The organism is Ammonicoccus luteus (assembly GCF_050880385.1).
In the GTDB taxonomy this organism is placed as follows: Bacteria; Actinomycetota; Actinomycetes; order Propionibacteriales; family Propionibacteriaceae; genus Enemella.
Genome location: NZ_JBNZCI010000003.1, coordinates 45,324 through 69,393, shown reverse-complemented (window position 1 = coordinate 69,393; position 24,070 = coordinate 45,324). Strand labels below are relative to the sequence as shown.

Below are 24,070 nucleotides of genomic sequence, written 5' to 3'. Positions count from 1 at the left end.
CCTAATGGGGGTTTCACGGGCGCGCGAACGAGAAACCCGACAGCACAATCTGCCGCAGCCTGTCCAGTTGCCACAGATCCTCGGTGACGAACCGGACGACCCACTCGCCCAGCCTGCGGAGGCCTTCCTCGCGCCTTTTCTCCGCGAGGACAGCTTCTGTGGTCGTCTGGCCGGGTGATAACAGCCGGCCATACTTGGTTTCGCCGTCGAACTCGCCGACCACTCGTTGGTCGCGCCAATAGAAGTCGCTGCGGGCAACTTCGCGCCCGGTCGAAGGGTCGAAGAACCGGACCTGCAGTTCCGGCGCGGGCAGCCCGGCCCGGGCGAGGGCCCATCGCGCCCACGACTCACCGGCACTTTCTGCAGCCGGATTCGCGAACTCGATGATTTGGCGAGCCCGTGCGTTGCCACGACGGCCCGGTTCCCTATCCATCAGCGCGAGGAGTGTCTCCTTCGCGAGCCCTTGCGCAAGTGCCCTGTCGGCAACGGCCACTCCGTCGTGGGGGTCCAGCGCGCGAATCAAATCGAGCACTGTGCGATCGAGTGGGGTGGCCCTGCATCCATCCACCTCCACGAACGACGCTTCATGAGGAATCCGATGCAGAAAGAGCGACTCGGTCCGCTTGGTTCCCCACCGAGTGGCCGCCTGGAGCACATGGACCCGAGTCAGCGCTTTGACAGGTAGCGGCAGGCCATGGACTACCGCGGCGGAGACGTGGCTCAGCACCACATCCGGACGCTGCAGCACGACGGCATCAATGAGGCGCCGGTGTCGCTCCTCCGGCGTGAGCTGCTCACCATGCCGCACGAACTCATAGACGCCGCGCCGAAGCCGTCGGAGCTCACCGGAGGCAACGAGTTGCCGGATGCCGGTGGAGGTAAGTCCCTGCGCGTGCAAGTGGGCCGTGGTCACGATCACGGGACTCAGCCCAGCAGGTTCACGCCTTCCAACGGGCAGTTATCCACAACGGGACAACACCTCTCGTCCGGTCACCGATCGGCAACGATGAGCGTGTGTCGTGAGTGTCGCTTGCATCCTGCGCGCGATCTCGGTGTTGGCTCGTGGCGTGCAGAAAGTCATCGAACGACTCAACGTCCTCCGCGGACGCCATCTTCCCCCTGCGCCCGCCCTTGTCATCGCTGTCGCTGCTGGAATCGCCAGCGCAAGCATCCTGACTCTGGTCCTGGAAGCGCTCGCCTCGGTCCACTGGTGGACGGCCATTCTCTATATGGTCGTGTTCTTCGGAACGTCCGTCTTCACCTATCTGCGGATCAGTCCCCAGGGCAAGAAGTTCGCCGTGTCGGGGGGCCGCCGCTATCTGGAGGAATCCGGGACCTTGGACGTCATCGACGCGGCCCGCACCTTGTCCGGCAAGCTGGCCGCCCGCCAGTGACAAGCACTGCGGGTTGAGCCTCTCACCGCCTCCACTGCGGTCGCCACAGGCCACACGGTTGGGTGGACCCCGCCCGGACCTCACGACAGTCCGGGAGGGGGTCGGGCCACTGCTCCTCCCGGTGGCTCTCCTCACCCGTCGCCGGATCAGTGATCCACTGCTCGGGGATGACGAACTCGTCGGAGAGGGTCCAGCCGTTCAGGAAGATCTCGCAGTCGCAGAACGCACCGCGCTGCCCGAGTCGTCGCTCGAGCCCGATTGCCCGCGGCGCGCGCTCGTTGCGATAGTGCCGGGCAAGACGCAGACCCGTGCACCTCAGCACCGGGAGCATCCGCCAGACATAACAGAAGAGGCATTCCCGGAACCGGATGTGGAGCAGGGTGCGGGCGGCTTCAGCGACGATGCGCTCGGCCTCATCAACAATGGGTTGAGCAGTCATGACATCAGCCCATCAGATGCCTCCGACAAGATCGGTCCAGACGGATGCAGACAGTCATCAACCAGATGCCGACAGCTACCAACCGGATGCCGACAGTCACCAACCGGATGCAGAAAGTCGCCCGCTGCTGACGATCAGTCGCCGGCGACCTGAACGATCAGCTCCACCTCGACGGAGAAGTTCTTCGGCAGGCTGCCGGCGCCGACAGCAGTGCGGGCATGCGGGCCAACCTCGGGCCCGAAGATGTCGACGATCACGTTCGATGCTCCGTCCAGCACCTTGGGGTGCTGGTCGAAGTCGGGCGTGGCCCGGACATAACCGACCAGCTTGACCACCTTCTCGACCCGGTCGAGCGACCCGAGCGCAGCCTTGACCTGCGCCAGGACATTGAGGGCTGATGCCCTGGCGGCTTCTTGAGCCTGCTCGATCGTGACGTCGTGGCCCACGGTGCCAATGTGGCCGTCGGCCCCCTGCCCGGCGGTGAACAGCAGATCCCCCGCCCAGACATAGCCCCGATAGTTCCCTGCGGCCGGCCGCGGTGCCGGCAGTTCTATGCCGAGTTCGGCCAGACGATCCTCAACAACACTCATGCCTCGATCTTGCCAAACCGGCGAACTCAGCCGTTGAAGCGGTTCTGGGCTGCAGCGAGACCTTCGCGCACCAACAGCTCCACCGCATCTGCCGCACGCCCGATCTCGATCTCGAGGTCGACCCGCTGACTGGCGCGGAAGTTGCTCAGCACATAGTCGGCAGGTTCCTGCCGGCCAGGCGGCCGGCCGATGCCGATGCGGACCCGGTGATAGTCGCCGGTCCCGACGGACTTGCGGATCGAACGCAGTCCGTTGTGGCCGTTGTCACCGCCGCCGAACTTGATCCGGAGCTGGCCCGGATCGAGGTCGAGTTCGTCGTGGAGGACGATGAGGTGGTCGGGTTTCGCGCGGTGGTACGCGAGCAATTTCGCCACCGGCCCACCCGATTCGTTCATGAAGGTCCGGGGCTTGACCAGGACGACCCGCGCGGCATCCGCGCCCACCCCGCCGATTCCGCCGGCCCCGACGCGTGTCTGGCAGACCGCAGCACGCATCAAGCGGGCCACAGCGAGCGGGCTGTCGGCCCGGCGGGCCAACTCGTCGATCACCATGTGGCCGACGTTGTGTCGGTGGAAAGCATAGGTCGGGCCCGGATTCCCGAGCCCGACCACAAGCCAGGTGCCATCCGGCAAAGATCAGCCCTCGTCGGAGGTTTCGGTCGGCTCGCCCTCGGGCTCGTCGCGCTCGATGCCCGCCTCGGCCTCGGCCTCGGTCAGCTCGGCCTCGAGCTGCTCCTCGGAAACCTGGTGGGTGATGTTGATGACCAGCATTTCCTCGTCGCCGTGGATGGTGGCGCCCTCGGGAAGCTTGACGTCCTTGGCGAGGATCTGCGAACCGGCCTCGAGGCCCTCGATGGAGATCTCGAGCTGCTCGGGAATGTGGGTGGCCTCGACCTCGATCGACACGGTCTGCGCATCCACCATGACCACAGTCTCGGGCGCGGCCTCGCCGATCACCGAAACCGGGACCTCGACGACGACCTTTTCACCGCGACGGACGATCAGCAGGTCGACGTGCTCGATGGTGCCCTTGATCGCGTCCCGCTGGACCTGCTTCACCAGCGCGAGCTGATTATCGCCGTCGAGCTGGATCTCGAGCAGCGCGTTCGAGACACGCAGCGCGAGCAGCGTCTCGTGACCCGGGAGGGCGAGGTGGATCGGATCGGTCCCGTGACCGTACATCACCGCCGGCACCTTGTGGTCCCGACGCAGGCGCCGGGACGCGCCCTTGCCGAACTCACTGCGCAGCGCGGCCTTCAGTTTGGCATCAGCCATGATTCACTCCTCATCAAACGGGCATGACACGGACGAGGAGGTTTCCAGTCGATAACGGACCAGCGGTCCCTCGCCAAGACAGTGGCCGAGTCTAGTTCAGTCCTGAAGCAGTACGCAAAGTCAGTGCCCGGGCAGCCCCGACCCGACCGATCAGTCCGCGCGACCCCGAAACGCCCCGCGGAGCCGTTCCCGATGGACGGCCGCGACGGCAGCGAGCGGAATCCCCGCGGGACACACGTCGACGCAGGCGCCATAGGTGCCGCACGGCCCGAACTCGGTCTCGAGCACCTCGACCATGGCTTTCGCCCGTCGCCCCCGTTCGAGTTTGCCGTGCGGCAACAGTGCGAGGTGAGCGAGCTTCGCGCCCGTGAACAGGTGGGCAGCACCGTTGGGACAGGCAGCGACGCAAGCACCGCACCCGATGCAGGCCGCGAAATCCAGCGCGCTCTCGGCGTCGTCGTGACCGACGAGGACATCGTCCGCGTCGGGCGCGGTCCCGGTCATGATGTCCACGTGCCCACCGGCCTCGATCAGGCGGTCGAGAGCGGACCGATCAACCACCAGATCCCGCACGACCGGGAACGCGGCGCTGCGCAACGGCTCGATCCGCAGTCGCCGCACGTCGCCGAAAGCCCGCAGGTGCTGGCGGCACGACGGTGTCCGGGGCAGCGGACCGTGCGGCACATCGTCGACGGTCACCCCACAGGCGCCGCAGGCCCCCTCGCGGCAGTCCGACTCGAACTGCACCGGTTCTCCCCCGGCGGCCGCGATCTGGTCGTTGAGCCGGTCGAGGAGTTCGAGCAGGCTCATCTCCGGTGTGGCGTCGTCCACGACGTGCGTCTCGAACCGGCCCTCAACCGCCGGGCCGTCCTGTCGCCAGACCTCCAGTTCGATCCTCATCGATAGTCCCTCACCTGCAGTGGCACGAGGTCGAACGTCAGTGGTTCGGTGTGCCGGATGTGGTTGCCGTCCGTGGTTGTCTCCCAAGCCGACACGGACGCCCAGCGGTCGTCGTCCCGCCGGCCCTCCCCGTCCGGCAGCACGTGCTCGTCCCGGAAATGCGCCCCGCACGATTCCTCGCGGTCGAGCGCATCCCGGATCATCAGCTCGGCGAGCTCCAGGAAGTCCGCGACCCGACCGGCGCGTTCGAGTTCCTGGTTGAGCCGGTCGCCGGACCCGGCGACCCGCACGTCGGCCCAGAAATCGGCGCGCAGCTCCTCGACCTGCCCCAGAGCGGCTCGCAGGCCTCCGTCGGAGCGAGCGACACCGCACCCTGCGTACAGGATCTCCCCCAACCGTCGATGGAACTCGACCGGGCGGCGCGTGCCGGGATTGTCGAGGAAGCGCTGCGTACGCTCCTGCACCGCCCCCAATGCCTCCACCGCAGCCGGGGAGCCCGACGCCAGCACCGGGGATCCGACGAGATCAGCCAGCCAGTTCGGCACGGAGAACGGCAGGGTGAACCAGCCGTCCACGCAAGCGCTCAGGAGCGAGTTCGCTCCCAGCCGGTTCGCCCCGTGATAGCTGCTGCCGGCCTCCCCTCCGACGAACAGCCCCGGCACCGAGGTCATCAGGTCGTAGTCGGCCCACAACCCGCCCATCGTGAAGTGCGCACCGGGCGCGATGCGCATCGGCTCGCGATAGGGATCCTCGCCGGTGACGTCGTGATACATGTCGAAGAGGTTTCCGTAGCGCGCCTCGATCACCCCCCGCCCCAGCCGCGCGATGGCATCCCGGAAGTCCAGATAGACCGAGTTGCGCAGCGGTCCGACACCGCGTCCGGCCTCGATTTCGGTGCGAGCCGCGCGGGAGGCGATGTCGCGGGGGGTGAGGTTGCCGTACGCGGGATAGCGCCGCTCGAGGTAGTAGTCCCGTTCCGCCTCCGGAATCTCGTTCGGGTGCCGATCGTCGCCGACGCGGACCGGCACCCAGATCCGGCCGTCGTTGCGCAACGACTCGCTCATCAGCACCGTCTTGGACTGCCACTGGGACGAGACCGGCAGCGCCGTCGGATGGAACTGGACGAAGGACGGGCTGGCGAACAGCGCCCCGCGACGGTGGGCCCGCCAGGTCGCGGTGGCATTCGAGTTCACGGCGAGGGTCGAATGGAAATAGACCGAGCCGTACCCCCCGGTCGCCAGCACGACCGCATGCGCGGTGTGGGCCTGCAACTGCCCCGTCACCAGGTCACGCGTCACGATCCCCTGGGCGCGCCCGTCGGCCACGATCAGGTCGAGCATCTCGGTGCGCGTGTGGAGGGTGACCGTGCCGCGGGCGACCTGGCGGAGCAGCGCCTGGGCGGCGGCGACCTGGAGTTGCTGGCCGGTCTGGCCGCGCGTGTAGTACGTGCGCGACACCTGCACACCGCCGAAGGATCGGGTGGCCAACTGGCCGCCGTACTCCCGGGCGAACGGCGCCCCGATCGCCTGCAGGTGATCGATCACCCGCACCGACTCGGTGGCCAGGCGGACCACATCAGGTTCACGGCCGCGGAAGTCACCGCCCTTGATGGTGTCGATGACGAACCGCCCGATGGTGTCACCGTCGACCTTGCGCGCCCGCGCCGCATTGATCCCGCCCTGGGCCGCGACGCTGTGCGCACGACGGGGCGCATCGTGAAACGTGAAGCTCTCGACGTTGTAACCCAGTTCGCCGAGCGCTGCGGCCGCGCCGGCACCCGCGAGCCCGGTGCCGACGACGATGACCGTGAGCTTCGGCCGGTTCGCGGGGTTGACCAACAGATAGTCGGCGCGCCGACGGTCCCAGGCCGTGAGTGGGTCGCCGGCGGGTGCGTTCGAGTGGAGTACGCGACCGGTCCCCGCCCGGCCGGGTGCCGCGGTCGGCTGCCGGGTCGTCATGCGATCACCCCGGCGAGGACGAGGAGCGGGATGGCGGCGTTGCCGACGACGATCGCGAGGGCCACCAGGACGCCGATCGTGATCCAGACGCGGCGGAGCCGTCGGCCGGTGGCGCCGACGTCCTGCAGGATCGTGCGCCACCCGTGGATGATGTGGATCGCGATGACCACCATGGACACGGCATAGAAGAGCGCCATGGGCACGCGGGAGAAGCTGGCGACGAGGTTGGCGTACGCATGAATCGTGCCGTCCGGTTGTGGATGTTGATGGGCGGCAGGGGCTACCCCGGCGCCGATGGTGAGGTCGAGGATGTGGACGATCACGAAGGCGAGGATGATCACGCCGCCGAGCAGCATCGTGCGGGCGGCGTACGCAGTGAATCCGCGGAGCCTGCGACGGCGGTGTCGGCCGCGCGCCCGGCGGCCCCGCCACCACAGTGCGAGCGCCGCTCCCACGTGGGCGATCAGGCTGACGACGAGGACGATCCGAAGGCTCCACAGCACGCCGCCGTGCGGGATGAGCGGATAGCCCACCTCCCGAAGCCAGCGGGCATAGGAGTCCAAGGACTCCGGTCCGCCATAGACCTTGAGGTTGCCGATCATGTGAATGAACACGAACGCCACGAACACGACGCCGGTGACGGCCATGGCGAGCTTGAGCGAAACGGTGGAGGGTCGCGGCCGGCGAACCTGGCGCACCGGGGGGTCAGCAGCGCGGACGACGGTCATGCCTGACCTTAACCCGGATGTTGCTGCGACTAGCGGACTTCCTCGAGACAGTAGGTGCGCGCCGGGACGGGGAACTCCATCGGCCGCGTCGGGGCCGCGCAACTCTCCGGGTCGTCCACGTCGTGAACCTCCGCGACGCGGAACAACGCGTCGGGACCGCACGCCGCGACGGCGTAACCGTGCGTGTCGGGATCGTCACGCACGCAGATGCCGGGGGTGAAGTTCGGCACCAGGCAAGCCGTGAACTCGCGCGGGTGGTTCTCCGGGTTGTCGACGCCGGTCGTGAAGTAGTCGAGATAGAACGCGTTGGGGCAGGACTGGCTGCCCGGACCGACGGTGGCGACCTCATAGCTGATGGTGCCCGGCGCATCGCACGGGACCTTCTGGTGCACGACCTCGACCGAAGCAAACGGAGTGCCCGCGTTCCCTCCCTCGAGCACCGAAAGCTTGATGCAGTCCCCCGCCCCGAGATCGGCGAAAGTGCGACTCGCGCTGCCCCCACCGAACCAGGCCATCAGCCCGGGCACGAGAGCGAGAACGATCAGAGCAAGGCCGACCGCCACCCCCCACAGCCTCGACCGGGAACGGCGGTGCTCGCTCACCGCCGGCTTCCGCTGCTGGTCCGGTGCCGGCACGGGCGCGTCAGCTCTGACCACCGAACAGGGACGTGACCGAGCCGTCCTCGAACACTTCGTGGATCGCCCGGGCGATGAGTGGCGCGATGGACAGCACGGTGAGCTTGTCCAGGTCGACGTCGTCCGCGATCGGCAGAGTGTTGGTCACGATGACCTCCTCGAATGCAGAGTCGCGGAGTCGATCGACGGCCGGCCCGGAGAGGATCGGGTGGGTCGTTGCTGCGATGACCTTCGCCGCGCCGCGCGCCTTGAGCGCATCGGCCGCTTGGCAGATCGTGCCGGCGGTGTCGATCATGTCGTCGACCAGGAGACACACCTTGTTGTCGACCTCGCCGACGACCTCGTGGACGGCCACCGTGTTGGCGACGTCAGGGTCGCGCCGCTTGTGGATGATCGCCAGGGGCGCACCCAGTCGGTCTGTCCAGAGGTCGGCCAGTCGCACGCGGCCGGCATCCGGGGAGACAACGACGATCTCCTCGCTCGCGTACTTCTCCATGACATAGTCGCTCAGCACGGGCAGCGCCCAGAGATGATCGACGGGGCCGTCGAAGAAGCCTTGGACCTGCGCCGCATGCAGATCGACGGACATCAGACGATGCGCTCCCGCGGCCGCATAGAGGTCGGCCACGAGACGCGCGGAGATCGGTTCGCGGCCGAGATGCTTCTTGTCCTGACGGGCATAGGGATAAAAGGGAGTGACCACGGTGATGCGGTCGGCGGACGCGCGCTTGAGGGCATCGATCATGATCAGCTGCTCCATGAGCCACTCATTGACCGGCGCCGGGTGAGCCTGAATCACGAAGGCGTGGCAGCCGCGGACGGACTCCTCGAACCGAACGTAGATTTCGGAGTTCGCGTAGGTCACAGCACGGGTAGGGGTGAGCTCGACGCCCAAGAGCTGTGCGACTTCCTCGGCCAGCGCGGGATGGGCGCGGCCGCTGAAGAGCATCAGGTGGCTCTCCCTGTTCTTCTTGAGACCCGTCACTGGGGATCGCCCTTCTGCTTGGCACGGTCGGCGGCGACGTCGTCGTGCGGGTGATAGTCCTGTGCTGCTCCGGCGGCCAGGTCGGCTTTGCTGCCGGGTTTGCGCCGGGTCACCCAGCCGGTCGAGTTCTTCTGCCGGCCGCGGGCGACGGCAAGCGTGCCCGGGTCGACGTCCTCGGTCACCGTGGACCCCGCCGCGACATAACCACCATCGCCGATGTCGACCGGCGCGACGAGGACGGAGTTGGAGCCGATGAACGCGCCCTTGCCGACGTGGGTGTGCCATTTGTTGTTGCCGTCGAAGTTGGCGAAGATCGTGCCCGCTCCGATGTTGGCGTCGGCGTCGATGATCGCGTCGCCCGCATAGGACAGGTGCGGGACCTTGGCCCCGGTGCCGATGCGGGCGTTCTTCGTCTCCACGAAGGCGCCGATCTTGCCGTTGGCGCCGAGGACGGTGCCGGGCCGCAGATAGGCGAATGGGCCCACGGTCGCGTTCTCACCGATGACAGCGAGACTTCCGTGCGTGCGGATCACGGTGGCGCCCGGACCGACCTCGACATCCACGAGCGTGGTGTCCGGACCGATCGTCGCGCCGGACGCGACGGAGGTGGCGCCCTCCAGCGACGTCCCGGGCAGGATGGTCACGTCGGGCGCCAAGTCGACGCTCTCGTGGATCCAGGTGTGCTCGGAATCGACGATGGTGACCCCGGCCTGCATCCACTTCTCGCAAATGCGCCTGTTCATCTCCCGATTCATCTTCGCGAGCTGAACCCGATCGTTGACGCCCTCCGTCTGCCAGTGGTCGACGATCTGATAGGCGCCCACGCGACGACCGCCGGAGCGGGCGATGCCGAGCACATCAGTGAGATAGAGCTCGTTCTGTTCGTTGTCGGTGCTGATGCGCCCCAAACCGTCCTGCAGCACATCCGCGTCGAAGACATAGATCCCGGAGTTGATCTCGGTGATCTGCCGGGTCGCCTCGTCGGCGTCCTTGTGCTCCACGATGCGGGCCACGAGCCCGTCGTCGTCGCGGACGATGCGGCCATAGCCGGTGGGGTCTTCCACCTCGGCCGTCAGGACCGTGATGGCATCCTCGCTGGCGCGGTGGGAGGCGACCAGCTCCGCCAACGTCTCGCCGCTCAGCATCGGCACGTCACCGTAGGTCACCACCACCTCGCCGGAGACCTGCCCGAGGTCGACGAGGCCGCACTGGACCGCGTGACCGGTGCCATTCTGGTCGTCCTGCACGGCGGTGCGACAGTGCGGCGCGATCTCGTGCAGGTGCTCGGCGACCTGTTCCCGCAGGTGACCGACGACGACGACAAGGTGTTCGGGTTCCAGCGCGGTCGCGGCGTTGACCGCATAGGACAGCATCGAGTGGCCGCAGACCTCGTGCAGAAGTTTGGACCGACTGGACTTCATGCGGGTGCCGCCGCCGGCCGCCAGAACGATCACCGCCCCCACGGCGCGCTGATCATTCGGACGGGGAACGGGGTTCTGCGTCTCGGACAACGGGGATCTCCCTCGCGGAGGTCGCGTGCACGCGCGTGCACTGGTGCATCAGACCTGCCCCGGACGCTCTCGAATCCACGAGTGGCGCCCGCCGGGCACATTCGTTCACACCTTAGCGCCTCCGACGCGATGGCCGCGGGCGACGGCAAGCGTGCCCGGGGCGACGTCCCGTGCCGCCCACCGGAGCACGATCGGTGAAAGCCCCCTGGTGTCGATACAATGACAAATTGGCCGACACCCAGCCGGCAGCAAGGACCTCGCCGTCGCCGCCGTGCCGACATACCGGACGGTAAGCTTTTTGAGCGGCCGTGAAGCGTACACTCATCGGACGCGACAGTCACGACCGACGCGCGAGTAATATTCCTCGGGGGGATGATCGCATGACAGCTGCTCGCAGGCTGGCCGACGGGGCATGTGCGCCCCATGCACGGCTTTCGAGCGCACGACGATCAGCCGGCTATCTCGCACCGGTCGACCAACCGCTGACCCGCCTCCACCACTATTTCGACCGTTCTGTCGACGCCTCGCCCGGCGCCACCGCGCTGGAATGCCACGGCACTCGGCTCACGTACGCCGAGCTCGACGCGTTGGCGAATCGACTGGCCAATCACTTGACCGAGACCCGCGGGATCGCTCCGGGCGCTCGCGTGGGCATCATGATCGACCGCTCTGTGGCGATGTATGTCGCGCTACTCGGCGTCCAGAAGGCAGGCGCGACCTTCATTCCGATCGATCCCTCGGCCCCCGTCGACCGGGTGGCCTATATGACCGACGATTCGGCCCTCGACCTGATCGTCACGACCACGGCGCTCGCAGACGCCTGCGCAGAGGCTCCGGCACCGGTGCTGCTGATGGACGCAGAGGAACAGGCCATCGCCACCGCGTCGGGCGAGCGGCCCGACATCGACGAGACCGGCGATCCGTTGTGCTACATCATCTACACCTCGGGCTCCACCGGACGCCCGAAGGGCGTCGAGATCGCCCAGTCGAGCATCTGCAACTTCATCAACGTAGTCCCCGAGATCTATGGTGTGACACCGTCCGAGCGCGTCTATCAGGGCATGACCATCTCGTTCGATTTCTCCGTGGAGGAGATCTGGCCGACCTGGGCGGTCGGCGCGACGCTGATCGCGGGCCCCACGGACGGTCGCCGGGTGGGTTCGGGCCTCGCGGACTTCCTCGAGGACGCTGCGATCACGATGATCTATTGCGTCCCCACCGTGCTCGCCACTCTCGACCGCCTGATCCCTTCCATCCGCACGGTGAACGTGGGTGGCGAGGCTTGTCCGCAGGAACTCGTCGAACGCTGGGGCCTGGGCCGACGGATCCTTAACACCTATGGCCCGACCGAGGCCACCGTGACCTGCATCTGGGCGGAGCTCTACCCGGGCAAGCCGGTGACGATCGGTGTGCCGCTGCCGACCTACACAGCCGTCCTCCTCGACGACAACCTCAGGCCGGTGCCCGAGGGCGAGATCGGTGAGATCTGCGTGGGCGGGGTGGGGGTCGCCCGGGGTTATGTCAACCGCCCCGATCTGACCGCTGAACGGTTCGTGCCCGACCCGAGCGGGGAGACCGACGGACGGATCTATCGCACGGGCGACCTCGGGCGTTATACCGAGGACGGGGAGATCGCCTATCACGGTCGCGCGGACAGCGAGGTCAAGGTGCGCGGGCATCGGGTCGAGTTGCAGGAGATCGAGAGCCTCCTCCTCGAGGATGCCAGCGTCTCCGCCGCGGTCGTCGCGCTCTTGGAGCGCCCCGGCACCGGCGGTGAGCTGGCCGGCTACGTCCTGCTCAACAACCCCACCGAGTCCTTCGATCCGATCCGCACCCGGCTGCACAACTCGTTGCGTCGCCGACTGCCGGCGTACATGGTGCCGGACTATCTCGAGGTCACCGACACCATCCCGATGCTCCCGAGCGGCAAAGCCGACCGGAAGGCGATGCCGGAACCCGTGTCGGGCCGGCTTATCGGTGGTGACGCCGAATACGTCGCCCCGGACAACGCGATCGAGCACCAACTGTGCCGGGTCTATGCGGAAACGCTGCGCCTGCCGCTGGAAAGCATCTCGGTGACCGCCAATTTGTTCGATGACTTGGGCGGCCACTCACTCATCGCGGCGACTCTGGTGTCCCACCTGCGCCGCAGTGGGGCGGCCAGCGAGCTGTCGATCCTCGATCTCTATGCCAATCCCACTATCCGCGCACTCGGTGCCCACCTGGCCGACTTGGGCGCCGAGCAGGCCGAAGTTGCCGCCGCAAGTCCGGTTGAGCGGCCCGCGCCGGCCGGCCCGGGGAGACGGCTCGCGTTCACCCTGGGTCAGGTGGCCGTGATCTATTTCGTCTTGCTGCTGGCGATGCTCCCGCTCGGCGTGATCTACAGCATCAACAACGGTGAACCCTCCTGGACGGCTGCCGGGCAGCTCCTGATGACCCTGCCCTTCAGCTATCTGGCGGCCCGCTGGATCCTGCCCGCCCTGACTGCGGCTCTGGTCGGCCGCGGCATCCGGCCGGGCGTCCATCGGATGTTCGGTCTGACCCACCTGCGCGTCTGGATGGTCCACCGGGCGATGACGATGTCGCCACTGGGCCGTCTGGCCGGTTCACCTTGGGCCGAGAATTATCTGCGTCTCACGGGCGCTCACATAGGCCACGGCTGTCACATCGGCACCGCGCAGATCCCGCTGCCCTCGCTGGTGCGGTTGGGTGATCGTGCGACGGTGGGGTACGCGGTGCATCTGCAGGGGTACGAGATCGTCGACGGCCGGCTGCGCATCGGCCACATCGACATCGGCGAGGGCGCGGTCGTCGGCGCGAACTCGGTGCTGCAGGGCCCCTGCACAATGGGCGCCGGCGCGACACTCGGGGGGCAATCCCTCATCGTCGCGGGTCAACAAGTGCCCGCCGGTGAGAACTGGTCCGGCTCCGTGGCGCAGCCGCGCACCGGACGGGGCGACCCCGTCATCGACCTGATGACGAGCTGCGAGGAGGCGCCGACGCGCTGGCCCTTGGAGCTCTTCCCCCGGTTCGCCCTGAGCGTGGTCGTCCTGGAGCTGCTGCCCATGCTGGCGATGCTGCCCGTCCTGATCGGGGTGTGGTGGACGCTTCTGGAGATCGGGCAGGCCCAGGCAATCACCGTGACGGCACTGAGCGGCCCTGTCTTCGTGCTGTCCGCCTGCGCCCTGATCCTCTTCTTCCGACGCTGGGCGCTGCTGGCGACACCCGTCGGCGTTCACCACCTGCGTTCCCAGCTCGGCATGGAGAAATGGTTCGGCGACAAACTCCTGGAGTTGAGCCTTGAGCTGACCAACTCGTTGTACGGCACGCTCTACACCCCCCGCTGGCTTCGGCTGCTCGGCGCGAGAGTTGGCCAGAACGCAGAAATCGCCACCATCGCGAACATCGATCCCGACCTCCTCACGCTGAAGGACGGCACGTTCGTCGCCGACATGGCCAGCGTCGGTCCGGCCACCTATGCCAACGGCCACGTCGCCTTCCGGCGCACCGAGGTCGGCGACCGCGCCTTCGTCGGCAACGCGTCGTTCATCCCGAGCGGCAGCCACTTGGGAGACGGCTCGCTGGTCGGGGTCCAGTCGGTGCCGCCCGTGACCGGGGTTCCCCCGGGCACGTCCTGGCTCGGCTCGCCCTCGATCTTCCTCCCGGCTCGAGAGATGTATGACGAGTTCACCGAGGACAGCACGTTCCGCCCACCGATGCGCAAGGTGGCCGCCCGCTATCTCGCCGAGTTCGTCCGGGCGACACTGCCGGCGTCCCTCCTGGCGCTCTCCACGTTCTGCACGCTGTTCTGCCTGTCCATCTTCGCGCGATCCCTCCCCCTGTGGGGCATGGTCCTGATCGCCCCGGTCACCGCGCTCGCGTTCAGTGTCGTGGTCGTGTTGGTCGTCGCACTCATGAAGTGGGTGCTGATCGGGAAATACCGGCCCCGGGTCGAACCGCTCTGGAGCGGTTTCGTGCGGCGCTCGGAGTTCGTCACCGGGATCTATGAGGGCACGGCCGTTCCGGTGTTGCTCAATGCGTTGGAAGGCACACTGCTCCTCGGTCCCGTGCTGAAGTTGTTCGGTGTGAAGGTCGGTCGCCGAGCCCTGGTGAGTTCGACCTATGTCACCGAGTTCGACCTGGTGCACATCGGCCCCGACGTCTGGGTCGGCCCCGAGGTCTCGCTGCAGACACACCTGTTCGAAGACCGCGTCATGAAGATGGGCGTGGTGTCCCTCGAGGAGGGCGCGAGCCTGGGCTGTCGGGCGGTCGTTCTGTACGCCACCTCGGTCGGCGAGCGAGTTGCGTTGGCGCCCTTGTCCCTGGTGATGAAGGGCGAGGGGCTTCCCCCGGACACGCGTTGGGCGGGAGTGCCATCCCGGATCGCTCGACGCACCGATTCCAAACCGCCGGCACTCGTGTCCGTTGCCGGCACAGCCGCGGAGGGCTGACCACATGTCCACGCTGCCACCAGACCCACCGAAAGACGGCGCGCCAACGCCCCCGCGGAGACTGCAGGGCGCCTCGTTGACACCGCCCTCTCCCGCCGGCGACGCCCCGAAGCCGACGGCACCACGGGACGACACAGCCGGCGCTCCGGCCGGTCTCCAGACCATGGACCCCCTGGCCGAGTGGACCGATATTCCACACGCTTGCGAACCGGAGACCCAGCCGACACTGCGCCATCGCGTTCCTGACGCGCGCATCATCGGCGTCGACATCGCGCGCTGTCTGGCTTTGGTCGGCATGATCGCCGTGCACCTGCTGTCTGACACGGCTCCCAACGGCGCCATGTCGCTGCCGTTCATCCTGGCGGCCGGGAAGTCCGCGGCGCTTTTCGCGCTCCTGGCCGGTGTCGGCCTCGCCTTCTCCACGGGCCGCACCCAGCGTCCCCGAGGACGCCGCTGGGTCGGCGCGGTGGCAGGGGTCACCGTCCGGGCTGTGTTGATCGCAGCGGTCGGTCTCGCGCTCGGCTCGATCATTCCGCCGGACAAGGCCGAGATCATCCTGGTCAGCTATGCCGCGATGTTCTTGTTCGCGGTGTTCTTCCTGCGGTTGCCACCCGGCGTGCTGGTGGCCTTGGCGGGCATCGTCGCGCTCGGCGGGCCCGTCCTGAGCCACGTCCTGCGGACCGAGCTGCCGACCGACACGGTGCCCAACCCGTCGTTCCCGATGCTGCTCGCCTCGCCGAGCGGGACGGTGCGTGAAGTGCTGCTGACCGGCGCGTTCCCGGCACTCGTCTGGTTCGCCTATGTGCTGGCGGGCATGGCAGTCGGGCGCTTGGTGCTGAGCCGTCGCCGGACGGCGATCGGGCTCACAACCGTCGGCGCGCTCCTCGCGGTGGCTGCGAATGGCGCGGCCTGGTTCCTGATGGACCGGATGGGTGGACGCGAGGCACTCGCTGCAGCCGCCCACCCGATCATGGAACGCGGAGACTACGCGGACCTGCTCGTGTGGGGAGCAAGCGGCACCCTGCCGACCAACTCGCCCTGGTGGCTGGCCGTCCTCGCACCACACACCTCGACGCCTGTCGACATCGTCTTCACTCTCGGCATCGCGCTCGCCGTCCTGGGCCTCAGCCTGACGCTCGGCCTGGTGACCCGCGGCTCGCTGCGCCCGCTGGCCCGCTTCGGTTCGATGCCCTTGAGCGTCTATGTGCTGCATCTCCTCCTGCTGGTCGCCCCGTTCCTCCCGGAGACCAATTCCGGAGTGATCGAGTTCGCGATCCACATCGCGTTGTTGGGTGGCTTTGCGCTCCTGTGGCGACACTTCTTCCGACGCGGTCCGTTGGAGCAGGTCCTCTGGTGGGCTGCGCGCGGCGTATCCCGCCCGATCTCGGGCCAACGGATCCGTCCGTGAGCCCAGACAGGCTGGCGCTGGTCTATCGAGGCCCGGCCTCGTCGCCGGGATGCCCGGAGGCGGTGGCGGCGCTATTGCGCCGGTCCGACTGGAACTTCGACGTGCAGTTCGTGGGACCGCACTCGCGCCGCCGGTTGAGCGCCCGAACACTCTCTCGTGCCGTGTTGTACGCCCAACCAGGCGGCGGTGAATTGGAGCCTGCGTACCGGAGACTCCACAACAGAACCACGCTGCTCCGCAACTTCGTGCAGGGCGGAGGGCGCTATCTGGGCTTCTGCCTGGGCGGATATCTCGCCGGCGCAACCCCGGGCTTCGGGCTGCTGCCGGGCGACACGGATCAGTACATTGCATCGCGCGGCGCCCGCACCCGCAGCGACGCGGACACCGTGCTCACCGTGCAGTGGGACGGGCACGACCGCGCGATGTTCTTCCAGGACGGCCCGTGCTTCCTGCTCGACTCCGATCAGGGCCCGGCCGACGTGGTCGCCCGTTATGAAAACGGCCTGCCGGCCGCGGTCGTCGCGCCCTTCGGCAGCGGCGCGGTTGGCGTCGTGGGGCCCCATCCTGAAGCGTCGCCGGATTGGTTCGTCGATGCCGGGCTGCCGGTGCCGAATCCGCTGGCGCTCGACCTGGGACTCGATCTGATCGACCGGGTGATGCGGACATGAAACCGCGTGCTGCGGACACGAAACCGCGCCGCTCGACCGAGGTGTATTTTCGGGCCGTGGGTCGTCCGTTCCGCCGCAATCTCAGGTGGGCCACGAAAATCTTGGCCTCCGCACTCGCCTGCGTCTTGTTGTCATCGTGCACCGGTGGCACCGGTGGCACCGCCGACAACACCGCCGATGAGGGCAGGCCGCCGCCTGATGCACGCCCGCAGGTGGCGCTCGAGTTCCGCATGGCCGACGACCTGCGTTCCGCCCAAGGCACCGAACGCGTCACGTTCGTCCCCGACCTTGAAGTCTGCGAACTCGTTTTCCGGGCTTGGCCGAACAAGCCGATCACCGCACGCGCGGGCAACTCGCTGACCGTCACCACCGCCACGGTCGACGGCGAACAGGTGCGGCCCGACGTGTCACCCGGCGGCGCGCCCGAGGGATCTCCTGGCACGCTCGTCGAGTTGCCGCTGCCGTCCTGCGTGCCCGCCGGCACCCCGATCAGCGCTGAGCTCGGTTTCGAGTTGGGCCTCGGCCCGGACACCGACGAACGGGTTGGCTACTCCCGGAGCGAGGAGCTCGCGTGGCTGGGCACGGCGTACCCCCTGCTCGCCTGGGAAAACGGCCGGGGCTGGCTCCGCGACGCCGCCGTGCCGGTGACGGGCGAGACCGCGACGAGCGAGGCGTTCGCGTTGACGTCGCTGCGGGTGACGGCGCCGAGCCAGTTTTCGGTGCTGGGCGTCGGTGAGCCGCTTCCGCCCGAGACCGACCCCGCCACAGGCCGGACGACCCACGAGTTCAAGGCACCCGCCGTTCGCGACGTGACCGTCACCGTTGGCCGGATGTCGGTCGTCGAGAAGCGAGTCGGCGGAACCACCATCCACGTCGGCGGCCCCGCCGACAAGATGGCGCGCTCGCCGGAGGAATGGTCCGACGCCATCGCCCGTTCACTCACCGCAGTCAGCGACTATCTCGGACCGGTGCCCTATGAGCACCTGTGGGTGAGCGTCATCCCGGAACAGACTGAGGGGATCGAGTTCCCCGGCGCGATTCAGTTCGGCCAGCTGCGTGGTCCCAGAGACCAGTGGATCGTCACGCACGAGATCGCCCACCTCTGGTTCTATGGGCTCGTCGGCAACAACCAGGCACAGCACCCCTGGATGGACGAATCGTTCGCATCCTTCGTCCAGCGAGTCGTGGATGATCCGAACCGCAGCCCGCGCCCGCAGCACGACTATCCGGGCCGATTGGCGAACCAGGTGGGCGACTCGATGGACTCGTGGGGCAGCTCGCGGCGGGCGAGCAACATGTATGTGAACGCTGTCTATCTCGCGGGGGCCGACATGCTCATCGAGGCACGGGATGCGGCCGGGCATGCCGAGTTCGACAACGCAGTGCGCAGCTATCTCGCCGACAACGCCCATCGGATTGCGACCCCGGACGACGTGGCGAACGCCTTCCGCGATCAGCCCCAGGCGGTCGAGCGGATGCAGGAGGCCGGCGCACTCCCCTGACCGCCCGGTCTCACAGCCTCATGGCTTCGGCGTCTTCTTGGCCTGTCCGGGCGGCTGCTTGGTGTTGCCCGAGTTGCCCCGCGCCGGCGGCGCCGGGTCCCCGGGCTGAGGGGGCTCGGTGGTCTTCTTCGCCTGGCCCGGAGGCTGCGTTTTGCCTGAATTGTTGCCGTTCTGCCGCGGCGGTTGCGTGGCGCGGGGCGGATCTGCCTTCGGCGGATTTGCCGGACCCTGTGTCCGCGGCGGGTTGGCGGGCCGTGGGTTGTTGTTGGCCGGCGGCGCAGGGGGCGGCGGCGCCGGAGCCTGGGTCGTCGCAGGGGGCCGCGGCGCGGGAGGTTCGGGTGCAGGCGGCCGCGGTGCGGGCGCCTCGGGCGCAGGAGGCGGCGGCGCGGGGGCCTCGGGCGCAGCAGGCCGCGGAGCCGGAGCCTGATTCGCAGGAGGTGGCGCCGCAGCGCCCTGACCGCCGGGCTGCGCCGCACCCGCCGGTGGCGCTCCGCCGGCACCTGGACGTGCAGCCGTGCCCGCCTGAGTGCCGACCGGCAACTGCGGACCGTCCGGGCTGCGGACGGCGTTCTTGACCAGCGCACCGCCAGGGTCCCTGACCACAGGGTTTGCCGGCGGGGCGTCGGCGCTCGCGGGAGCGAAGGGCATCGCGTCGAGCACCGCGCTGAGCGGTGCGTCCGCGCCGACCTGCCGACCATCCGGCAACTGCCCCGGTGTGGTGGTCGGGGTCGGCAGTTGCGTCTGGTTGGACTCCTCCACGGGCAACTCCTCGCCCACGGCGAAGACACCCTCGTATTCGTCGATCAGCCAGCCTGGCTTCCCATCGGTGTTGGGCATCATCCAGTAGGACACGCGCTTGACCACCTGCAGCGTGAACGGCTCCTGTTCCTCCTCATAGCGGAGTTGTGCCTCATGGATGACCGTGACCTTCATGCGCTGGGGGGCGTCCTCCGTGGCGTCAGAGACCCCGATCTCACCGTTGCGGATCCACTGGCTGACCAGGGAACTGCCCTCTCGAGGAAGCGTCCATTCGGGTTGCTCCCACTGATAGAACTGCAGCACCCGCAGACCGTCCTGGTCGGACTGGTTGCCCGCCAGCGCAGAGTCAACGCGTGCCTTCCACCGTTCCTGGAGTGTTGGCGTGATTCGGCTCAGCACACCGGCGTTGAGCTCGTCTGCCGTGTACTCGGTCTTCTGCGGGTCCATGAGCACCGGATCGAACCCTCGTTCCAGCGCGAAGGCGGTGACCATCGCGTACGCAGATTCCAGTTCGGGCGGGGTAAAGACCCCCCGCGCCTTTTCGGTGACCGAGGGCGGATCCACCCACTTGTCCGGCACCGCACGCTCAGGATCGGTGGCGATGCCGCAGCCGGCGAGCAGGACCACCAGCGACAGTCCCAAGGCCAGCAGAACCCTGATCCGAGTAGCGCAACGCCGAGACGACAACCGCATGCGTGCTCACTTTCCCCGAGTTGGTGTGGACCCCCAACCAAGGGTACGCCCGAAGCGCAAGATCTGCGGCACAGATCCATCCAGAGCACAAGTTGGCGCGCCGGGTCGGGAGCGCCTCTCGGCGCGAGGCCGCTCGCAGCGGCTAGAAGTGGAGCCCGGGGCTACCGCGACCCGACGCGACTACGAGAATAAGCAGCCCAGCTGCCCGGATCAAACCCCCGTCCCGATTCACGGGTCCAACGTCGTGCGGTGCAGGACTGTGCGCCGAGGGTTCGGAACGAACCGGAGGCGACCGTCACCCCATCCGCGACCAGCGTGTAGCGGTAGGCCGTGTCGCTCTCGAGCGACGAGAGCGTGAGGGTCCGTACGCCCGTGCCGGTCGTGTAGCGGTACCAGTACTGACGCCCGTCCAGGGTGGTGGCCCGGAACGTCGTGCGTCGTGTTCCGCGCGGGATTGTCACGGTCGCCTCGGCACCGGTGCACGTGGGCTCGATCCGGTGGCTCCAGCTGGTTGGGGAAGTGGGCGCCGTCGTCGGCCGCGGGATCGGCGGGGTCGGGGCCGGAGTGGTCGGGGCCGGCGGAGTCGGGGCCGGCGGAGTCGGGGCCGGAGTGGTCGGGGCCGGAGTGGTCGGGGCCGGAGTGGTGCCACTGGCCGGATGCGCATCCAAATGCCCGGCGAGCACAGTTCCGAATCGTCCGCTCAGGTTGTGGCCCACCCCGCTCGGCACTTCGAGGTCTGTGACAAACCCGCGCTGTGCGTACCAACTCGCTCCGCTCCGGGCAGCCGCCAGGGCATTGAAGCCGGGGCCGGTGTCCAGTGCTCCCACATACCAATGCATGGGGAAGTCGCGGACCAGGTCGGGAGCGAACGGTCTGGCGGTCACGCGCGGACTGCCACCACCGCCGAACACGACGGCTCCCCCACCATCGATCTGAGCTGAGTGTCTGGGCAGATAGAACTGGGTGATGAATTGGGCGCCGCCGCTGTAGCCGACCAACCAGATGTCCTCGGTGTCCAGGTTGTACGCGGCTTTGAGCGAGTCGACGAGTTCCGCGACAAAGTCGGCATTGGCGGCACCGTTCTCCCACCACGTGACCGACCCGACCCGGTCCGGGGCCAGCACCGGCACGGTGATGTAGCCGCGCCCCCGCGCCTGGGCGATGATACCGTTCGCCCCGCCGAGGCTGTAGGTGGAGGTCGGGTTGTTGAACTCGTACGCGCCGTCGCCGTGGAACTGCAGCACCAGCCCGGCTGCGTGATCCTGCGGCACACCTGCGGCATAGACGTGATAGCGCGAGCTGAGGCCGTTGCTCGCCGTGAACGTTTGGTTCGTCCGGTCGTTGTACGCCCCACCCCGCCCCCGCGTTTCCTCGGCCAGAGCTGTCGGCACCGCGGCGACCACCAGGGCGACGCTGAAGGAAACTGCGGCAATAGCCAACTTCAAGATCCGCATGGGGCCTCCGGGGTGGCAGCGGGACGACAACTACGCGGGTGCCTGCCTACGTTGGCCGGCCGGTGAAGTCACATTAGGCACAGTCGTCACGGTGAACCAACCAAACTTGTTCCGGAAAAGCGCGGACGGTTACGGCCCGACTGATCCAGAAAATCCCCGGTTCTTCCTGTGTCCAACCGAATTGGAGCTATTCGGACGTGCGAACGCTGCTCGCTCAGAACCTCAATTTCGACGTGAAGCGCTGATCGAGAGTCGGCACCTCGACTGGCGAGTTCTGTGGGTCACTGCAGGGTCCCGGCGCGCCACATGCGCGCGCAGGCGACAAGGTCGCGGGCGGCGTCCTGAAGTCGCCCGGCGCTCCGAACTCCGTCGAGTTCGCGCGCGATGTCCGCCCGGCCGGCCGCCACGACGTGACAGAAGGCCGCAGCGCGTTCGAGCGCGATTGCGAAATCCCCGTCGAACACTCCGTGCAGAATCCGGTCGGCGACTCGGCGGACCTCATCCGGTCCGGTCGGATCCACACCCGCCACAACATGGTTGGGCTCCGTGAACCTAATCCCCGCCTCGTAGTCACGGGCCGCTTCCTCCGGTCGGGCGACCATCCATTCCCGCAGTGCATAGAGCCGCCACAGGGCGCCGGGCAGCGACCGGGCAGGCCGCTCGGCCCAGAGTTCTGCCAGTGTGGAGAGACCGATCTCCTCGACCAAGCCGATGAGACGTCGAGTGACCTCGGGGTCTTCCGCAGCACGGCCGGTGTGCAGCAGGACTGCTGCGGTCTCGTGGGCGGCGTGCAGAGCAGCGACCGGGTCGTGGCCCTCGCTGAGGGCATCGAGCACGCCCGGGTCACGAACGACGGGGCGGTGCGGTCGAGGTGTGGAGGTCACCGCGCCAGCCTAATCGCCCGAACCAACGCGAAGCCGCGAGACAACCCAGGCGAAGAGCTGATCGGGTCACCGCTTGCTGCGGCCGCGACCGAACAGGGCGAGTCCGCCCACTGCGGCCGCACCCAGAGCGATGACCGCCAGGCCACCCGTGCCCGAATCGACGCCACCCGAATTGACGCGCTTGACTGGCGCCCGGGTCTCGCACACGACGTTCGTCGCGACCGCGTTGGATATCGTCACCGACTCACTCCACGACCCCGGCGGGTCGAGCGTCAGCGGGACGCTCAGGTTGAAATACTCCCCCGCGCGCAGGCCCTTCGCGAGCCGGATCTGCACGGTGCTTCCGTGCGCACCCTCAGCCGGCTGATAGGTCACCTCCACGGAGTCCTGCTCCGCCAGCCACCGATAAGGGGGATGGCTGCCATCAGCCGGAGCGGGCAGGTCGCTGAGCGCAGCCACGTTGCTCGGATCACCGAAATGACCGAAGCTGTCGAAGGGTGCCACGGACCACCCCGGGCCCGCAGCGTCGAGGACGAAGGACGTGTCCTTGGGCAGGTCATAACTGGCGCCGACGGCAACGATCCATCTGCCATAGTGCATCCGGGTGCTGAACGGCACTTCCCCATCCACTCGCAGCACGCCGCACGACCATCGGGGCGATTGGAAAAGGTGCTCGCGATTGTCGGGGACCGCCAAGGCCACACGGGTGACATGCGGAGCCGTATCGCTGGCATCGAACCCATAGGACACGGCCTTGACACCGGGGGTTGTGCCGTCGGGGTTGGCGAGTGCGGGCGCAGCGAACGCGGGGGCAGCCATGCCGGCGCTCAGCACCAGCGCTGCCAGAAACGTAGTGGACTTGCGCATCGTGAGATCCTCATCTCAGTGGGTCCCGGGGAAGATGATGCGGCGACAACAGGAGCTTCGCCTGAACGGGCAGTTTGATCGCGGTTATCGACGAATCCGGGAGCCACTCCGGGCCTTGCCCGAACAGTTATGAAAAGGCAATAGCCCCATTGGCTCCCCGGGTAGGAGTCGAACCTACGTCGCTAAATCCTGATTCAAAGTCAGGCGGGCCCTGCCGACAGACCAACCGGGGATTGCCCTGCATGAGCAGGGACGTGTCACAGGGTACCCGAAGTCCAACCATCCGCTCCCCCCACCATCTCGGGCTAGGGTTTTGTCATGAGTGAAGGGCGTGAGGCCCGGCGCAGGGTCCGGATGACGGGTCAGGAACGCCGCGAGCAGTTGATCGCGATATCTCGCGCGCTGTTTGCCAACAAGGGTTTCGAAGGCACGTCGATCGAGGAGATCGCGGCACGAGCGCAGGTGTCGAAACCCGTGGTCTATGAGCACTTCGGCGGCAAGGAAGGCATCTATGCCGTCGTCGTCGACCGCGAGGTCCTCACACTCCTCGATGCGATCCGCAATTCGCTGGTCGAGGGCCAGAGCCGCCGGGAACTGATGGAGCGGGCGACGCTGGCCCTGCTCGATTATGTCGAGGGGCACACCGACGGGTTCCGCATCCTTATCCGGGACTCGGGCGTCGGTTCCAACTCGGGTTCCTTCGCAAGCATCCTGTCGGACGTCGCTTCCCAGGTCGAGGACATCTTGGTGTCGGAGTTCAAGGCCCGAAATCTCGATCACCGGGCCGCTCCCCTCTATGCCCAGATGCTCGTCGGCATGGTCGGCGTCACCGGTCAGTGGTGGCTCGACAATCGCAAACACAGCAAGCGCGACGTGGCAGCGCACTTGGTCAACCTCGCCTGGAACGGCATGAAGAACCTGGAGTCGAAACCGCGGTTGCGGGTCCAGTGACGTCAGGCCCGGCGAGCCG

At 67.6% G+C, this 24,070-nt stretch carries 21 protein-coding genes and 1 tRNA gene; 6 read left to right on the top strand and 16 right to left on the bottom strand.

Annotated features, from left to right (window positions below; translation table 11 throughout):
* Positions 1 to 13 precede the first annotated feature (13 nt).
* A complete protein-coding gene (locus ACQ260_RS08105; protein WP_432558921.1) occupies positions 14 to 919 on the bottom strand; it encodes a type IV toxin-antitoxin system AbiEi family antitoxin domain-containing protein in 906 nt (301 codons plus the stop codon).
* Between the two features lie 100 nt (positions 920 to 1,019).
* Here ACQ260_RS08105 and ACQ260_RS08100 point away from each other — a divergent pair, with 100 nt between their 5' ends.
* Entirely contained in the window at positions 1,020 to 1,394 is a 375-nt protein-coding gene (locus ACQ260_RS08100; protein ID WP_432558920.1) for a hypothetical protein, read from the top strand.
* 22 nt (positions 1,395 to 1,416) lie between these two features.
* Here ACQ260_RS08100 and ACQ260_RS08095 read toward each other — a convergent pair whose 3' ends face one another.
* The 10 genes from ACQ260_RS08095 to glmU all read right to left on the bottom strand — a co-directional run bounded on the left by ACQ260_RS08095 (position 1,417) and on the right by glmU (position 10,414).
* Positions 1,417 to 1,833: a DUF2695 domain-containing protein gene (locus ACQ260_RS08095; RefSeq protein WP_432558919.1), complete on the bottom strand. Its 417-nt coding sequence runs from the start codon at positions 1,831 to 1,833 to the stop codon at positions 1,417 to 1,419.
* A 134-nt stretch (positions 1,834 to 1,967) separates the two neighbouring features.
* A complete protein-coding gene (locus ACQ260_RS08090) occupies positions 1,968 to 2,423 on the bottom strand; it encodes a RidA family protein (protein WP_432558918.1) in 456 nt (151 codons plus the stop codon).
* A 26-nt stretch (positions 2,424 to 2,449) separates the two neighbouring features.
* Positions 2,450 to 3,055 carry an aminoacyl-tRNA hydrolase gene (gene pth / locus ACQ260_RS08085; protein ID WP_432558917.1) on the bottom strand — a complete coding sequence of 202 codons (606 nt, stop codon included), beginning with the start codon at positions 3,053 to 3,055 and terminating at the stop codon, positions 2,450 to 2,452.
* Between the two features lie 3 nt (positions 3,056 to 3,058).
* Complete coding sequence (locus ACQ260_RS08080; RefSeq protein WP_432558916.1) at positions 3,059 to 3,697, bottom strand: 50S ribosomal protein L25/general stress protein Ctc; 639 nt, start codon at positions 3,695 to 3,697, stop codon at positions 3,059 to 3,061.
* Between the two features lie 150 nt (positions 3,698 to 3,847).
* On the bottom strand, positions 3,848 to 4,597 hold the full coding sequence (locus ACQ260_RS08075; protein ID WP_432558915.1) for a succinate dehydrogenase/fumarate reductase iron-sulfur subunit: 750 nt from the start codon (positions 4,595 to 4,597) through the stop codon (positions 3,848 to 3,850).
* Entirely contained in the window at positions 4,594 to 6,555 is a 1,962-nt protein-coding gene (locus ACQ260_RS08070; RefSeq protein WP_432558914.1) for a fumarate reductase/succinate dehydrogenase flavoprotein subunit, read from the bottom strand. Before ACQ260_RS08070 ends, ACQ260_RS08075 begins: the two co-directional genes overlap by 4 nt.
* Positions 6,552 to 7,202: a succinate dehydrogenase cytochrome b subunit gene (locus tag ACQ260_RS08065; protein ID WP_432559280.1), complete on the bottom strand. Its 651-nt coding sequence runs from the start codon at positions 7,200 to 7,202 to the stop codon at positions 6,552 to 6,554. Before ACQ260_RS08065 ends, ACQ260_RS08070 begins: the two co-directional genes overlap by 4 nt.
* Positions 7,203 to 7,312: 110 nt before the next feature.
* Positions 7,313 to 7,918, bottom strand: a complete 606-nt coding sequence (locus ACQ260_RS08060) for a hypothetical protein (RefSeq protein WP_432558913.1) — start codon at positions 7,916 to 7,918, stop codon at positions 7,313 to 7,315.
* 7 nt (positions 7,919 to 7,925) lie between these two features.
* Positions 7,926 to 8,867, bottom strand: a complete 942-nt coding sequence (locus ACQ260_RS08055; protein ID WP_432559279.1) for a ribose-phosphate diphosphokinase — start codon at positions 8,865 to 8,867, stop codon at positions 7,926 to 7,928.
* Between the two features lie 32 nt (positions 8,868 to 8,899).
* A complete protein-coding gene (gene glmU / locus ACQ260_RS08050; RefSeq protein ID WP_432558912.1) occupies positions 8,900 to 10,414 on the bottom strand; it encodes a bifunctional UDP-N-acetylglucosamine diphosphorylase/glucosamine-1-phosphate N-acetyltransferase GlmU in 1,515 nt (504 codons plus the stop codon).
* A gap of 380 nt (positions 10,415 to 10,794) precedes the next feature.
* On the opposite strand from glmU, the gene ACQ260_RS08045 reads away from it, so the two are divergent.
* The 4 genes from ACQ260_RS08045 (at position 10,795) to ACQ260_RS08030 (ending at position 18,443) form a co-directional block, all read left to right on the top strand.
* Positions 10,795 to 14,865, top strand: a complete 4,071-nt coding sequence (locus tag ACQ260_RS08045) for a Pls/PosA family non-ribosomal peptide synthetase (protein WP_432558911.1) — start codon at positions 10,795 to 10,797, stop codon at positions 14,863 to 14,865.
* A gap of 163 nt (positions 14,866 to 15,028) precedes the next feature.
* Entirely contained in the window at positions 15,029 to 16,273 is a 1,245-nt protein-coding gene (locus ACQ260_RS08040) for a heparan-alpha-glucosaminide N-acetyltransferase domain-containing protein (protein WP_432558910.1), read from the top strand.
* Positions 16,270 to 16,941 carry a BPL-N domain-containing protein gene (locus tag ACQ260_RS08035; RefSeq protein ID WP_432558909.1) on the top strand — a complete coding sequence of 224 codons (672 nt, stop codon included), beginning with the start codon at positions 16,270 to 16,272 and terminating at the stop codon, positions 16,939 to 16,941. The genes ACQ260_RS08040 and ACQ260_RS08035 overlap by 4 nt, the downstream gene beginning before the upstream one ends.
* A 56-nt stretch (positions 16,942 to 16,997) precedes the next feature.
* Positions 16,998 to 18,443 (top strand): M1 family aminopeptidase, encoded by a 1,446-nt coding sequence (locus ACQ260_RS08030; RefSeq protein WP_432558908.1) that lies wholly within the window; start codon positions 16,998 to 17,000, stop codon positions 18,441 to 18,443.
* Positions 18,444 to 18,461: 18 nt separating this feature from the next.
* On the opposite strand, the gene ACQ260_RS08025 is transcribed toward ACQ260_RS08030, so the two are convergent.
* The 5 genes from ACQ260_RS08025 to ACQ260_RS08005 all read right to left on the bottom strand — a co-directional run bounded on the left by ACQ260_RS08025 (position 18,462) and on the right by ACQ260_RS08005 (position 23,333).
* Positions 18,462 to 19,895: a hypothetical protein gene (locus ACQ260_RS08025; RefSeq protein ID WP_432558907.1), complete on the bottom strand. Its 1,434-nt coding sequence runs from the start codon at positions 19,893 to 19,895 to the stop codon at positions 18,462 to 18,464.
* A gap of 161 nt (positions 19,896 to 20,056) precedes the next feature.
* A complete protein-coding gene (locus tag ACQ260_RS08020; RefSeq protein ID WP_432558906.1) occupies positions 20,057 to 21,349 on the bottom strand; it encodes an alpha/beta hydrolase family protein in 1,293 nt (430 codons plus the stop codon).
* A 281-nt stretch (positions 21,350 to 21,630) separates the two neighbouring features.
* Positions 21,631 to 22,233 carry a hypothetical protein gene (locus tag ACQ260_RS08015; protein WP_432558905.1) on the bottom strand — a complete coding sequence of 201 codons (603 nt, stop codon included), beginning with the start codon at positions 22,231 to 22,233 and terminating at the stop codon, positions 21,631 to 21,633.
* A gap of 66 nt (positions 22,234 to 22,299) precedes the next feature.
* Positions 22,300 to 23,100, bottom strand: coding sequence for a hypothetical protein (locus tag ACQ260_RS08010; protein ID WP_432558904.1), 801 nt, complete (start codon positions 23,098 to 23,100; stop codon positions 22,300 to 22,302).
* A gap of 150 nt (positions 23,101 to 23,250) precedes the next feature.
* Positions 23,251 to 23,333, bottom strand: a tRNA-Gln gene (locus ACQ260_RS08005).
* Positions 23,334 to 23,418: 85 nt separating this feature from the next.
* Between ACQ260_RS08005 and ACQ260_RS08000 the strand changes: the two genes are divergently transcribed.
* Complete coding sequence (locus ACQ260_RS08000; RefSeq protein WP_432558903.1) at positions 23,419 to 24,051, top strand: TetR/AcrR family transcriptional regulator; 633 nt, start codon at positions 23,419 to 23,421, stop codon at positions 24,049 to 24,051.
* Positions 24,052 to 24,070 lie beyond the last annotated feature (19 nt).

Bases quoted from the DNA above. Each gene is read 5' to 3' on its own strand.
- ACQ260_RS08095 (WP_432558919.1), bottom strand. From the start codon at position 1,833: ATGACTGCTCAACCCATTGTTGATGAGGCCGAGCGCATCGTCGCTGAA.
- ACQ260_RS08090 (WP_432558918.1), bottom strand. From the start codon at position 2,423: ATGAGTGTTGTTGAGGATCGTCTGGCCGAACTCGGCATAGAACTGCCG.
- ACQ260_RS08080 (WP_432558916.1), bottom strand. From the start codon at position 3,697: ATGGCTGATGCCAAACTGAAGGCCGCGCTGCGCAGTGAGTTCGGCAAG.
- ACQ260_RS08075 (WP_432558915.1), bottom strand. From the start codon at position 4,597: ATGAGGATCGAACTGGAGGTCTGGCGACAGGACGGCCCGGCGGTTGAG.
- ACQ260_RS08070 (WP_432558914.1), bottom strand. From the start codon at position 6,555: ATGACGACCCGGCAGCCGACCGCGGCACCCGGCCGGGCGGGGACCGGT.
- ACQ260_RS08065 (WP_432559280.1), bottom strand. From the start codon at position 7,202: ATGGCCGTCACCGGCGTCGTGTTCGTGGCGTTCGTGTTCATTCACATG.
- ACQ260_RS08055 (WP_432559279.1), bottom strand. From the start codon at position 8,867: ATGCTCTTCAGCGGCCGCGCCCATCCCGCGCTGGCCGAGGAAGTCGCA.
- ACQ260_RS08045 (WP_432558911.1), top strand. From the start codon at position 10,795: ATGACAGCTGCTCGCAGGCTGGCCGACGGGGCATGTGCGCCCCATGCA.
- ACQ260_RS08040 (WP_432558910.1), top strand. From the start codon at position 15,029: ATGGACCCCCTGGCCGAGTGGACCGATATTCCACACGCTTGCGAACCG.
- ACQ260_RS08025 (WP_432558907.1), bottom strand. From the start codon at position 19,895: ATGCGGTTGTCGTCTCGGCGTTGCGCTACTCGGATCAGGGTTCTGCTG.
- ACQ260_RS08020 (WP_432558906.1), bottom strand. From the start codon at position 21,349: ATGCGGATCTTGAAGTTGGCTATTGCCGCAGTTTCCTTCAGCGTCGCC.
- ACQ260_RS08010 (WP_432558904.1), bottom strand. From the start codon at position 23,100: ATGCGCAAGTCCACTACGTTTCTGGCAGCGCTGGTGCTGAGCGCCGGC.
- ACQ260_RS08000 (WP_432558903.1), top strand. From the start codon at position 23,419: ATGAGTGAAGGGCGTGAGGCCCGGCGCAGGGTCCGGATGACGGGTCAG.